Annotated in this window: 11 protein-coding genes and 1 pseudogene; 3 read left to right on the top strand and 9 right to left on the bottom strand. The window is 69.4% G+C overall.

Annotation, left to right across the window (positions count from 1 at the left end; translation table 11 throughout):
• Window positions 1-25 precede the first annotated feature (25 nt).
• The 6 genes from panB to hda all read right to left on the bottom strand — a co-directional run bounded on the left by panB (window position 26) and on the right by hda (window position 5134).
• Window positions 26-841: a 3-methyl-2-oxobutanoate hydroxymethyltransferase gene (gene panB, locus WT16_RS13785; RefSeq protein WP_006025369.1), complete on the bottom strand. Its 816-nt coding sequence runs from the start codon at window positions 839-841 to the stop codon at window positions 26-28.
• A 64-nt stretch (window positions 842-905) separates the two neighbouring features.
• Window positions 906-1589 carry a deoxynucleoside kinase gene (locus WT16_RS13780; RefSeq protein WP_015602420.1) on the bottom strand — a complete coding sequence of 228 codons (684 nt, stop codon included), beginning with the start codon at window positions 1587-1589 and terminating at the stop codon, window positions 906-908.
• A complete protein-coding gene (gene folK, locus WT16_RS13775) occupies window positions 1586-2113 on the bottom strand; it encodes a 2-amino-4-hydroxy-6-hydroxymethyldihydropteridine diphosphokinase (RefSeq protein ID WP_006025371.1) in 528 nt (175 codons plus the stop codon). The genes WT16_RS13780 and folK overlap by 4 nt, the downstream gene beginning before the upstream one ends.
• Window positions 2114-2150: 37 nt before the next feature.
• On the bottom strand, window positions 2151-3704 hold the full coding sequence (gene pcnB / locus WT16_RS13770; protein WP_015602021.1) for a polynucleotide adenylyltransferase PcnB: 1554 nt from the start codon (window positions 3702-3704) through the stop codon (window positions 2151-2153).
• Window positions 3701-4387 carry an HAD family hydrolase gene (locus WT16_RS13765; RefSeq protein ID WP_006025373.1) on the bottom strand — a complete coding sequence of 229 codons (687 nt, stop codon included), beginning with the start codon at window positions 4385-4387 and terminating at the stop codon, window positions 3701-3703. The genes pcnB and WT16_RS13765 overlap by 4 nt, the downstream gene beginning before the upstream one ends.
• Before the next feature lie 21 nt (window positions 4388-4408).
• Window positions 4409-5134 (bottom strand): DnaA regulatory inactivator Hda, encoded by a 726-nt coding sequence (gene hda / locus WT16_RS13760; protein ID WP_006025374.1) that lies wholly within the window; start codon window positions 5132-5134, stop codon window positions 4409-4411.
• Window positions 5135-5453: 319 nt separating this feature from the next.
• Here hda and purM point away from each other — a divergent pair, with 319 nt between their 5' ends.
• Entirely contained in the window at window positions 5454-6509 is a 1056-nt protein-coding gene (gene purM, locus WT16_RS13750; protein WP_006025376.1) for a phosphoribosylformylglycinamidine cyclo-ligase, read from the top strand.
• A gap of 243 nt (window positions 6510-6752) precedes the next feature.
• A pseudogene (locus tag WT16_RS13745) lies at window positions 6753-6944 on the top strand (DUF4440 domain-containing protein); the annotation flags it as partial.
• Between the two features lie 30 nt (window positions 6945-6974).
• Here WT16_RS13745 and miaA read toward each other — a convergent pair.
• Both miaA and mutL read right to left on the bottom strand, forming a co-directional pair.
• The gene (gene miaA, locus WT16_RS13740) at window positions 6975-7949 is read right to left on the bottom strand and encodes a tRNA (adenosine(37)-N6)-dimethylallyltransferase MiaA (RefSeq protein WP_063533531.1); all 975 of its coding nucleotides are present in this window, start codon (window positions 7947-7949) and stop codon (window positions 6975-6977) included.
• Window positions 7946-9991, bottom strand: a complete 2046-nt coding sequence (gene mutL, locus WT16_RS13735) for a DNA mismatch repair endonuclease MutL (protein ID WP_063533530.1) — start codon at window positions 9989-9991, stop codon at window positions 7946-7948. The genes miaA and mutL overlap by 4 nt, the downstream gene beginning before the upstream one ends.
• Before the next feature lie 184 nt (window positions 9992-10175).
• Here mutL and WT16_RS13730 point away from each other — a divergent pair, with 184 nt between their 5' ends.
• On the top strand, window positions 10176-10856 hold the full coding sequence (locus WT16_RS13730; RefSeq protein ID WP_009913482.1) for a DedA family protein: 681 nt from the start codon (window positions 10176-10178) through the stop codon (window positions 10854-10856).
• 58 nt (window positions 10857-10914) lie between these two features.
• Here WT16_RS13730 and WT16_RS13725 read toward each other — a convergent pair whose 3' ends face one another.
• Window positions 10915-11742 (bottom strand): mechanosensitive ion channel family protein, encoded by an 828-nt coding sequence (locus WT16_RS13725; protein WP_006025381.1) that lies wholly within the window; start codon window positions 11740-11742, stop codon window positions 10915-10917.
• Window positions 11743-11744: the final 2 nt, after the last annotated feature.

Below are 11744 nucleotides of genomic sequence, written 5' to 3'. Positions count from 1 at the left end.
CGCCCGGAATCGGCTGGCCGCGCGCTCAGAACGAATGCTCGGGCCCGGGGAAGCTGCCGTCCTTCACCGCGCGCACGTAAGCCTCGACGGCCGCGAAGATGCTCGGCTGCCCCTGCATGAAATCCTTGACGAAGCGCGGCCGTTTGCCGGGGAACACGCCGAGCATGTCGTGCAGCACGAGCACCTGGCCCGAGCATTCGATGCCCGCGCCGATGCCGATCGTCGGGATCGACAGCTCGCGCGTGACCTCGGCCGCGACGAGCGTCGGTACCGCCTCGAGCACGATGAGTTGCGCGCCGGCGTCATCGGCCGCGCGCGCATCGCGCAGCAATTGCGCGGCGCTCGCTTCCGTCTTGCCCTGCACCTTGAAGCCGCCGAACGCGTGCACCGACTGCGGCGTGAGGCCGACGTGCGCGCACACGGGCACCGCTCGTTCGACAAGGAAGCGCACCGTTTCGGCGAGCCATTCGCCGCCTTCGAGCTTGACCATCTGCGCGCCCGCGCGCATCAGCTTCACCGCGCTTGCGAACGCATCGGCGGGCGTGCCGTAGGTGCCGAACGGCAGGTCCGCGACGACGAGCGCGCGCGGCTGCGCACGCGCGACGCATGCGGTGTGGTACGCGATTTCATCGAGCGTGACGGGCAGCGTCGTCGTCTGGCCCTGCAGCACGTTGCCGAGCGAATCGCCGATCAGCAGCACGTCGACGTCCGCGCGATCGAGGAGGGCGGCGAAGCTCGCGTCGTAGCAGGTGAGCATCGCGATCTTCTCGCCGGCTTCACGCATCGCCTGCAGCTTGGGTACCGTCACGGCCGGTCGGCTGGATTCCTGAAGGTAGGTCATGGGAGGTCCGATTCGATGGTGAGGAAAAGGGCGGCGTCGCGATCGGCGACGCCGCGCGCGTTCGTCAGCGCGCGCTGCCGCCCTTGACGAAGAATTCCTTGCGCCCGCGCATCGAGGCGATGCGCTCGACGAGCAGCGCAAGATCGTCGGGGGAGTCGAGCGGGTTCAGGTGCTCGGCTGCGACCGTCAGCACGGGCGTGCGGTCGTAGTGATAGAAGAATTCGTTGTAGGCGTCGCAGAGCGAGCGCAGGTACGCGTCGCCGATCTGCAGCTCCATCGCCTCGCCGCGCTTCTGGATCCGCGAAAACAGCACTTCGGGGCTTGCCTGCAGATAGACGACGAGGTCGGGCGCGGGCGTCGGCGCGTCGAGATGCGCGGCGAGCGAGCGGTACAACTGCCATTCGTCGTCGGGCAGCGTGAGCCGCGCGAAGATTTCGTTCTTCTGCGGCATGAAATCCGCAACGATCGGGGTGTTCGCTTCGCAAGCCGCGGCAATCTCGCGCACCTGGCGTTCGCGCTGCAGCGCGAATGCGAGCTGCGTCGGCAGCGCGTAGCGCGCGGTGTCGCGATAGAAGCGCTCGAGAAACGGGTTGTCCTGCGGGCGCTCGAGGAGCGCCCGCATCGACCAGCGTTCGGCGAGCAGCGTCGCGAGCGTCGTCTTGCCGACGCCGATCGGCCCTTCGATGGCGAGGTAGCGGCACGGCGGCCGCCAGTCGGGGGCGGTGACGGTAAGCGGTGTCGAGTTCATCGGCAGCGGTTCTTTTCGGCGGCGGCCCGCATCGCGAGGCACTGGCAGGCCTGGACCCTCTCGATGCGCTGGTGCGCGACGTCGGCGAGGAATCCGTCGGCGCGGCCGCGCGCGGGGATGGCGAGCGCCGGCTCGATCTCGACGAGCGGCACGAGCGCGAACGCGCGTTCGGTCAGGCGCGGATGCGGGACGACGAGGTCGGGTTCGTCGATCGTCTGTTCACCGTAGAGCAGGATGTCGATGTCGAGCGTGCGCGGCGCGTTCCGGTACGGCCGCTCGCGGCCGAAGTGGTGCTCGATCTTCTGGCAGAGCGCGAGCAGCGCGCGCGCGGCGAGCGTCGTGTCGATCTTCACGGCGCAGTTGTAGTAGTCGCCGCCGCCCGCGTCGACGGGCGCCGTGCGATACAGGCTCGACTTGCCGAGCACCGTAATGGCGTGCTGCTGGGCGAGGCAGACCACGGCGTCCTTCAAGGCCTGGCGCGCGTCGCCGAGATTGGCCCCCAGCCCGAGATAAGCAACCGTCATGGCTTTCCTTCCTGCGTCGTTCGACGGCGCGAGCGCGTCAGTCGTTCGCGTCGGACTCGCCGTGCGCGGCGCCTTCCGTGCTCTCGGCGCTGTCGGCCGTCCGGCGGCTGCGTCCGCCGCGGCGGCGCCGCTTGCGGGGCGACTTGTCCCGACTGCCGCCCTGCGTGAGGAGGGCCTCGCGCGCCGCGGCGTCGCCGTCGATGAAATCCGTCCACCATTGTCCGGCGGCCGGATCGAGCTCGCCGGATTCGCAGCGTAACAGGAGGAAATCATACCCCGCTCTGAATCTTTGGTGTTCCAGCAGGCGCAGCGCGCTGCGGCCGGAGCGTTTCTCGAGGCGCAACTGCAATCCCCAGATCTCGCGCATGTCGGCCGAATAGCGCTTGTGGATCGCGAGCTTCTCGGTCTGCATGTCGATCACGTCGTCCATCGCGCGATTGATCGCGGGGACCGGGTACTCGCCGTTCGCGACGTACTGCTCGAAGCGCTGGCGCATGTCGTGCCAGAGGAGCGTCGCGAACAGGAAGCCGGGCGACACCGGCTTGCCCGCGCGCACGCGCGCGTCGGTGTTGTTCAGCGCGAGCGTGACGAACTTCTCGCCCTGCGGCTGTTCGAGCACGACGTCGAGGAGCGGCAGCAGCCCGTGGTGCAGCCCCTGCTTGCGTAGCTGCTTCAGGCACGCGAGCGCGTGGCCCGACAGCAGGAGCTTGAGCATCTCGTCGAACAGGCGCGCGGCCGGCACGTTGTTGATCAGATCGGCGAGCTCCTTGATCGGCTCGCGCGTCTTCTCCTCGATGTCGAAGCCGAGCTTCGCCGCGAAGCGCACGACGCGCAGCATCCGCACCGGGTCCTCGCGGTAGCGCGTCGCCGGATCGCCGATCATCCGCAACAGGCGCGCGCGCATGTCGGCCATCCCGTCGTGGTAATCGAGCACGGTCTGCGACGCCGGGTCGTAGTACATCGCGTTGATCGTGAAGTCGCGGCGCGCCGCGTCCTCGTGCTGCTCGCCCCATACGTTGTCGCGCAGCACGCGCCCGCTCGCGTCCACCGCATGCGTGCGGCGGTCGAGCTCGTCGCGCTTCAGGCGCTTCGCGGGCGCGGCGTCGGCGGGCGGCTCCTGCGGCGCGTCGACGAGCGCGCGGAACGTCGACACCTCGATCAGCTCCTGGCCGAACTGCACGTGGACGATCTGGAAGCGCCGGCCGATCAGCCGCGCGCGGCGGAACAGGCGCTGGACCTCGGTCGGCGTCGCGTCGGTCGCGACGTCGAAGTCCTTCGGCGCGATGCCGAGCAACAGGTCGCGCACCGCGCCGCCGACGATGAACGCGCGAAAGCCGGCTTGCTGCAGCGTATCGGTGACGCGGATCGCGTTTTTCGAGATGAGTGCGGGATCGATCCCGTGCACGTTGGCGTGCACGATGGCCGGCTCGCCGTTGCGGGCCTTCTTCGCGGCGCCGCGCGCGGATTTCGCGCGGCTCGGCGCGGGGGGCGCGGCGGGCTCGGCCTCGAGCGGGGCGGCCGGGTCTTGCGGCGCGTCTTGCGTCGTACGGGCGTCCTGCCCGAGCAGCTTGCGGATGAGTTTTTTAATCACGACGGTTGGAAGAGGTCGAGGATGCGCCAGCCGTGGTCGCGTGCGTATGCGCGCAGCGTGTCGTCGGGATTGGTCGCGATCGGGTCGGTGACTTTTTCGAGGAGCGGAATGTCGTTGTGCGAATCGCTGTAGAAGTAGCTGCGGTCGAAATCGTCCCAGCGCTTGCCGAGTGACGCGAGCCACGCCTGCGTGCGCGTGATCTTGCCTTCGCGGTAGCTCGGCGTGCCCGTCGGGCGGCCGGTGAACGCGGAGTCCGGATGGCCGTCGACGGTTTCCACTTCGCATGCGATCAGCGTGTCGACGCCGAACGCGGTCGCGATCGGACGCGTGATGAATTCGTTCGTCGCGGTGACGATGCAGCAGAGGTCGCCCGCGTCCTGATGCCGGCGCACGAGCTCGATCGCGGCGGGCAGCATCGCCGGCCGGATCACCTCGTGCATGTACTGGTCGTGCCACTGCGCGAGCTGCGCGCGCGAATACTTCGCGAGCGGCGTGAGCATCGCGCTCAGGTACGCGTGGATGTCGAGCTTGCCGGCCTTGTAGTCGGCGTAGAAGCGGTCGTTCTGACGCGAGAAGCTGTCCGCGTCGACGATGCCGAGCCGGACCATGAAGCGGCCCCACTCGTGGTCGCTGTCGGTCGGGATCAGCGTGTGGTCCAGGTCGAAAAGTGCCAAATTAGTCATGGATGCGCATTTTACTTGAAGCTACTTGAACCGGCCCGGCGCGGGCTCGTCGCGCTCCGGCGCGGCCAGCATCGCGCGCAGCAGCGGCAGCGTCACCGCGCGCTTCTGCTCGAGCGAGAAGCGGTCGAGCGCGTCGAGGAGCGCCATCAGGCTCGGCATGTCGCGGCGGAAATGGGTGAGGAGGTACGACGGCACGTCGTCGGCGAGCGCGATGCCGCGCTCCTTCGCCGCGTGCTTGAGCACGGCCACCTTGCCTTCGTCGGTGAGCGGCGTGAGATGGAACACGAGCCCCCAGCCGAGGCGGGTGCGCAGGTCCTCGCGAACGTCGAGCGCGAGCGGCGCGGCGGGGCCCGCCGCGACGAGCGCCGTCATCGGATGTGCGCGCACTTCGTTGAACAGGTTGAAGAGCGCGATCTGCTGCGCGTCGTTGAGCGCGTCGCAATCGTCGACCGCGTACAGCGACACGCGCGGATCGAACGCGAGCGCGTCGAGCCCGCCTTGCGGGCTCACGTAGCGCGCGTGGCCGTACGTCGTGTCGTGCACGAGCGCCTGCAGCAGGTGACTGCGGCCGCTGCCCGCTTCGCCCCACACGTAGAACGTGCGGTCGGCCACGGGGCCCGCCGCGAGCGCGAGATCGAGCTCGCGCAGGCGCGTGACGAGTTCGGCGTTCGTGCCCGAGTAGAAGTTGTCGAACGTCGCGGGCGGCGGGGTGCCGAGGTCGAGCGTCAGTTGACGGGATACAGTCACGGTGCGAATCAGGTCCGGTGTTGCGTGCCCGAAGGGCGGCGGCGCGGCGGTGTCGTCGGCATGCGGCCGGCTTCGTGGCCGGGCGCGCCGCCTGCGGCGGCCGCGGCGGACCGGCGCACGCCAGCGCGCAACGGGCGCGCGGCGCGCGGGCGGCCGGCGCGGAGCCGGCGGCTGCGCGGCTGCTCGAACAGCGAAAACGGTGACGATTGCGGCATGACGCGAGGCAAGATGCTTTCCCTGAGGAATCGGTGCGGGGAATTCCGGCCGGCCGGCCGGCTTCGGGTAAAATTGCATTTTACCGACCTTCTCGCATTCCCCCATGAATCCTCCGAAATCCGCTCCCGACGCCCAGGGCCTGTCCTACCGTGACGCGGGCGTCGACATCGACGCGGGCGACGCGCTCGTCGACAAGATCAAGCCCTTTGCGAAGAAAACGCTGCGCGACGGCGTGCTCGGCGGCATCGGCGGGTTCGGCGCGCTGTTCGAAGTGCCGAAGAAGTATCGCGAGCCCGTGCTCGTGTCGGGCACGGACGGGGTCGGCACGAAGCTCAGGCTCGCATTTCATCTGAACAAACACGACACGGTCGGCCAGGATCTCGTCGCGATGAGCGTGAACGACATCCTCGTGCAGGGCGCCGAGCCGCTGTTCTTCCTCGACTACTTCGCGTGCGGCAAGCTCGACGTCGAGACGGCCGCGACCGTCGTCAAGGGCATCGCGCAGGGCTGCGAGCTGGCGGGCTGCGCGCTGATCGGCGGCGAGACGGCCGAGATGCCGGGCATGTACCCGGACGGCGAATACGATCTGGCCGGCTTCGCGGTCGGCGCGGTCGAGAAGAGCAAGATCATCGACGGCGGCACGATCGCCGAGGGCGACGTCGTGCTGGGCCTCGCGTCGAGCGGCATCCATTCGAACGGCTTCTCGCTCGTGCGCAAGATCATCGAGCGCGCGAATCCGGATCTGTCGGCCGATTTCCACGGCCGCCCGCTCGCCGACGCGCTGATGGCGCCGACGCGCATCTACGTGAAGCCGCTCCTCGCGCTGATGGAGAAGATCGCGGTGAAGGGGATGGCGCACATCACGGGCGGCGGCCTCGTCGAGAACATTCCGCGCGTGCTGCGCGACGGCCTCACGGCCGAACTCGACAAGCACGCATGGCCGCTGCCGCCGCTCTTCCAGTGGCTGCAGCAGCACGGCGGCGTGGCGGATGCGGAGATGCACCGCGTGTTCAACTGCGGGATCGGGATGGCCGTGATCGTGTCGGCCGCCGATGCTGACGAAGCGCTTCGCCAGTTGACCGATGCGGGCGAGCAGGTGTGGAAGATCGGCGCCGTGCGCGCGAGCCGCGAAGGCGAGGCGCAGACGGTCGTGGTCTGACGCGCCGCGCCGTCGAGATGATCTCGAAAGCCGCCCGGAATCGATCCGGGCGGCTTTTTTTCGGTTCATCGTGGAATTCCGGGGATGGCGGCGGGGCTTGGGGGCGGGGGCGAAGCGCTCACTCTGGTCGACAGCTTTGCATGGGACCCGAGTAAGCGCTAAAGCGCTAACTCTGGTCGACAGCTTTGCATGGGACCAGAGTAAGCGCTAAAGCGCTAACTCTGGTCGACAGGATGAACGACGATGTCCGAAGACGAACACGCGATCCGCCAACTGATCGAGACCTGGTTTGTCGCGAGCCGTCGCGGCGACCTGACGACGGCACTGTACCTGATCGCCGACGACGCGATCTTCATGGTTCCCGGCCGGCCGCCCTTCGACAAGGCAGCGTTCGCCGCAGCGTCGCGCGACGCGAACCTGCTCGCGTCGCCGGCCTGACCAGCGAGCAGCGCCGCGAGGCGCGCGTCAGGCCGGCGCGCGGCCGTCGAGCACCCGCTCGAGCGCGTCGACCGCGCGCTCGGCCGCATCCTGCGCGCAGCAATCGACGACGATCCGCTCCGGCATCGCGCGCAGCCACGTGAGTTGCCGCTTGCAGAGCTGACGGGTCGCGAAGACGCCCTTGTCGCGCATCGTCCGGTAGTCGGTGACGCCGTCGAGATACTCCCACGCCTGCCGGTAGCCGACGCAGCGCATCGACGGCAGCCCGAGATGCAGATCGTCGCGCCGGCGCAGGCGCTCGACTTCGTCGATGAAACCCGCTGCCAGCATCGCGTCGAAGCGGGCGGCGATGCGCGCGTGCAGCACGGCGCGATCCGACGGCTCGAGCGCGACCGGCACGAACCGCAGGCCCGCCGCCGTATCGTCGTCGCGCGGCGGCGCGGCGAGGAGCGCCGACATCGGCTGCCCCGTCAACAGATACACCTCGAGCGCGCGCTGGACCCGCTGCGAATCGTTCGGCGCGAGCCGTGCGGCCGTGGCCGGATCGACGCTCGCGAGGCGCACGTGCAGCGCGGGCCAGCCGTCGCGCGCGGCGTCGGCGTCGAGCGCCGCGCGCAGGTCCGGATCGGCCGCGGGCAAATCGTTCAGCCCCTGCGTCAGCGCCTTGTAGTAGAGCATCGTGCCGCCCGCGAGGAGCGGCGTGCGGCCGCGCGCGGCGATCTCGGCGACGGCGCGCAGCGCATCGGCGCGGAATTCGGCGGCCGAGTACGCGTCGGCCGGATCGACGATGTCGATCAGATGATGCGGCACCGCCGCGCGCTCGTCGCGCGTCGGCTTCGCGGTGCCGATGTCCATCCCGCGGTAGACGAGCGCCGAATCCACGCTGACGATCTCGATCGGCCGGCGCGCCGCGAGCGCGAGCGCGGCGGCCGTCTTGCCGGACGCGGTCGGGCCGAGCAGGCACGCGACCGTGCGCACGGAGGCGGCGTTGCGTTCGCTCATTGGCCGCGCATGAAGAGCTTGTCGAGGTCGCCGAGCGTCAGTTGATACCAGGTCGGCCGGCCGTGATTGCATTGATCCGCGCGCTCGGTCGCCTCCATCTGCCGCAGCAGCGCGTTCATCTCGTCGAGCGTGAGGCGCCGGTTCGCGCGCACCGCGTGATGGCACGCGAGCGTGCCGAGCAGCTCGTGCTGGCGCTCGGTCAGCACCCGCGAGCCGCCGAACGCGTGCAGATCCGCGAGCACCGCGCGCGCGAGCGCCTGCAGATCGGCGTCCTTCAGGAGCGCGGGCACGGCGCGGATCGCGAGCGTCGTCGGCGACAGCACCGCGAGATCGAAGCCGAGCGCGTCGAGCGTCTCGCGCTCTTCTTCCGCCGTGCCGACTTCGACGGGCGTCGCCGTCATCGACACTGGAATCAGCAGCGTCTGCACGGCAACCGTGCGATCGGCGAGCGCGCGCTTGAACTGCTCGTACAGGATACGCTCGTGCGCGGCGTGCATGTCGACGATCACAAGGCCGCGCGCGTTCTGCGCGAGCACGTAGATGCCGTGGATCTGGCCGACCGCGAAGCCGAGCGGCTGCTCGTCGTGCATCGCGGGGGCGGCTGCGCCCGCCGCGGAGAACGCGGGCGCTGCGGCGCCGCCCGGCACGGTCGCGAAGAGCGGGGCGCCCGGCGCATCCGGCGCGTCCGCCGCGTCGTGCGCTTCGAGCGCGCCCGTCGTGCCGTGCGGCGTGCCTGCGCCCGTGTCCTTGCGGCCGAACAGCGCGTCGTACAGCGCGAGCGGTTGCGCGACGGGCAGCGTGCCCTGCGTCATCCGCGACTGCCGCAGCCACGTATTGCCGGGCGCGGGCTGGCCGGCGCCCGCGCCTGCCGCGGGGGCAGGGCGAACGAACGACGCGCCCGGCGCGCCCGTCGAGTCGGCCGACGCCGGCGCGACGGGCGCAAGATGCGCGGCGTGGCCGCCCACCGTCGTCTCGGGCGACGCGCCCGCATGCCGCGCGAGCGCGCGCTGCACCGCGTGAAACACGAACTGGTGGATCGAGCGCGAGTCGCGGAAACGCACCTCGATCTTCGACGGATGGACGTTCACGTCGACGGCTTCCGGCGGCAGGTCGAGGAACAGCACGTACGACGGATAGCGGTCGCCGTGCAGCACGTCCTCGTACGCGGCGCGCACCGCGTGCGTGAGCAGCTTGTCGCGCACGAAGCGGCCGTTGACGAAGAAGTATTGCTGGTCCGCGCGGCCGCGGCTCGCGGTCGGCAGCCCCGCGCAGCCGTAGACGGCGAGCGGCCCGGCGCGCTCGTCGAGCGGCAGGTGGGCGGTCGCGAAGCCGTCGCCCAGGATCTTCGCGACGCGCGCCGCGGGCTCGCTCGCGTTCCAGTGCTCGACCGCGCGCCCGTTGTGCAGCACCGAGATCGCGATGTCCGGCCGCGCGAGCGCCGCGCGGCGAATCATTTCGAGGCAATGGCCGAACTCGGTCTGCTCGCTCTTCAGGAACTTGCGGCGCGCGGGCGTGCTGAAGTACAGCTCGCGCACTTCGATCGTCGTGCCGCGCGTGCCGGCCGCGGGCGCGACGACGCCCGTCTGCGCGTCGATGCGCGTCGCGTGCGCGGCATCCTCGGTGCGGCTCGTGATGAACATCTCGGCGACCGACGCGATCGACGCGAGCGCCTCGCCGCGGAACCCGAGCGTCGCGACCGCCTCGAGCTCGGCGAGCGAGCGGATCTTGCTCGTCGCGTGGCGCGTCAGCGCGAGCGGCAGCTCGTCGGCGGGAATCCCGCAGCCGTCGTCGGTGATCGAGATGCGCTTGACGCCGCCTTCGTCGAGCAGGATGCGCAGCGTGCCGGCGCCGGCGTCGAGCGCGTTCTCGACGAGCTCCTTGACGACGGACGCGGGGCGCTCGACCACTTCGCCCGCCGCGATCTGGCTGATCAACTGGTCGGGCAGCGGCTGGATCGCGCGCAGCCGGCGCAGGGCGGACGAGGACGCGTCGGCGGGCGAAGCGGTCGAGCGGCCCGCGGCGGAATCGGTGAATTCGGACATGGCGGAATTATAGCGAGGCCGCGCGGCGCGCCGCTTGCCGCGTTCGGTGCGCGACGCCGCTCGTCGGCCAAATTTCACGGTCGCTTAAGGCACTTTCGGTATCATGACAGCGTTGCTTTTTTTGCTTCCGGCCCCTTTGAGGCCGGCGCGCGCTCACTTCGTCACCGACACCAAGGAAACGCATTTGGAAACGCTGCTTCATTTCGTCAGCCTCGTCGTGCACATCGATGCATTTCTCGGCGATTTCATCCGGCAGTATGGCGCCTGGGTCTATCTGGTGCTGTTCCTGATCGTTTTCTGCGAAACGGGGCTCGTGATCTTCCCGTTCCTGCCGGGCGATTCGCTGCTCTTCATCGCGGGCGCGTTCGCGGCGACGGGCGAAATGACGCTCGCGGGCCTCATCGTGCTGCTGCTCGTCGCGGCGGTGGGCGGCAATACGGTCAACTATCTGATCGGCCGCGCGATCGGGCCGAAGGTCTTCAATACGCACATTCCGGGGCTGGAACGCTTCCTCGATCGCGCCGCGCTGCAGAAGACCCACAATTTCTACGAGCGGCACGGCGGCAAGACGCTCGTGCTCGCGCGCTTCATCCCGGTCGTGCGCACGTTCGCGCCGTTCGTCGCGGGCGCGTCGGCGATGAGCTTCGCGCGCTTTCAGCTATTCAACGTGATCGGCGCGCTGCTCTGGGTGCTGCTCCTCGTCTTCCTCGGCTACTTCTTCGGCAACATCCCGTTCATTCGCCATTACCTGAACGTGATCGTGCTCGTCGGGATCGGCGCGGCGGTGATTCCCGTCGCGCTCGGCGCGCTGTGGAAGCTGCTGCGCCGCAAGCCGGGCGCGCAGAAGTCGCAGGCGAACCGCTGACGGGCGCGCGGCGAGCGCCGCCGCGCGCGGGCGGCAGCGACGCGTCGCGGCGTCAGCGTCAGGACTTCGCGATGTCGGCGGTGGTCCGATGCGAGATCGGCGTTTCCGGCGTCGGATAGCCGGCTTCGCGGAACGTGTCGAGAATCGCGCGATTGGTGTCGCAATACACTTGCCAGTAGTTCTCGGGCTGCGTCGACGGCCGCACGAACAGCAGCGGGCCCTCCGGCGTGAACGACAGCACGCCGACGTCGGGCGCCGGATGCTTGACGACGTTCGGAATCAGCTCGAGCGCGGCCTTCAGCCGCTTGATCGCATCGGCCGCGTCGACGCCGTTCGCGATCTTCGCCGTCAGATCGACGCGGCGCGTCGGCGTCGCGCTGTAGTTCGCGATGTTGTCGGAGAAGATCTTGTTGTTGCCGACGAGCGTGACGACGTTGTCGGCCGTGACGATCGTCGTGCCGAAGAGGCCCAGCTCCTTGACGGTGCCCGTCACGCCGCCCGCCGAGATCACGTCGCCGACCTTGAACGGCCGCAGCACCTGCATGAACACGCCGGCCGCGAAGTGCGCGAGCAGGCCGCCCCACGCGGTGCCGACGGCGAGGCCGAGGCCCGCGAGCAGCGCGGCGAACGAAGTCGTCTGCACGCCGAATACCTGCAGGATCGCGAGGATCAGCAGCACCGTGAGCAAGACGCTCACGACGGATTCCAGATAGTGCGACAGCGTCGAGTCGACTTTTCCGCTCCTGCGGATGAGCTTGCCCATCAGGTTCGTGACGATCCGGATCGCCCAGCGTCCGATGATCCAGAGCGCGATCGACGCGATGACCTGCAGGCCGAAGTCGATGCCGCGAGTGACGATGAAGGTTTGCACGGAAGCGAGATCCACGA

The sequence above is a fragment of the Burkholderia sp. MSMB1589WGS genome (assembly GCF_001636105.1).
Lineage (GTDB): Bacteria > Pseudomonadota > Gammaproteobacteria > Burkholderiales > Burkholderiaceae > Burkholderia > Burkholderia humptydooensis.
This window is presented reverse-complemented; position numbering and strand designations above follow the sequence as displayed.

Bases quoted from the DNA above. Each gene is read 5' to 3' on its own strand.
- panB (WP_006025369.1), bottom strand. From the start codon at position 841: ATGACCTACCTTCAGGAATCCAGCCGACCGGCCGTGACGGTACCCAAG.
- miaA (WP_063533531.1), bottom strand. From the start codon at position 7,949: ATGAGCGAACGCAACGCCGCCTCCGTGCGCACGGTCGCGTGCCTGCTC.
- purM (WP_006025376.1), top strand. From the start codon at position 5,454: ATGAATCCTCCGAAATCCGCTCCCGACGCCCAGGGCCTGTCCTACCGT.
- folK (WP_006025371.1), bottom strand. From the start codon at position 2,113: ATGACGGTTGCTTATCTCGGGCTGGGGGCCAATCTCGGCGACGCGCGC.
- WT16_RS13780 (WP_015602420.1), bottom strand. From the start codon at position 1,589: ATGAACTCGACACCGCTTACCGTCACCGCCCCCGACTGGCGGCCGCCG.
- mutL (WP_063533530.1), bottom strand. From the start codon at position 9,991: ATGTCCGAATTCACCGATTCCGCCGCGGGCCGCTCGACCGCTTCGCCC.
- WT16_RS13765 (WP_006025373.1), bottom strand. From the start codon at position 4,387: ATGACTAATTTGGCACTTTTCGACCTGGACCACACGCTGATCCCGACC.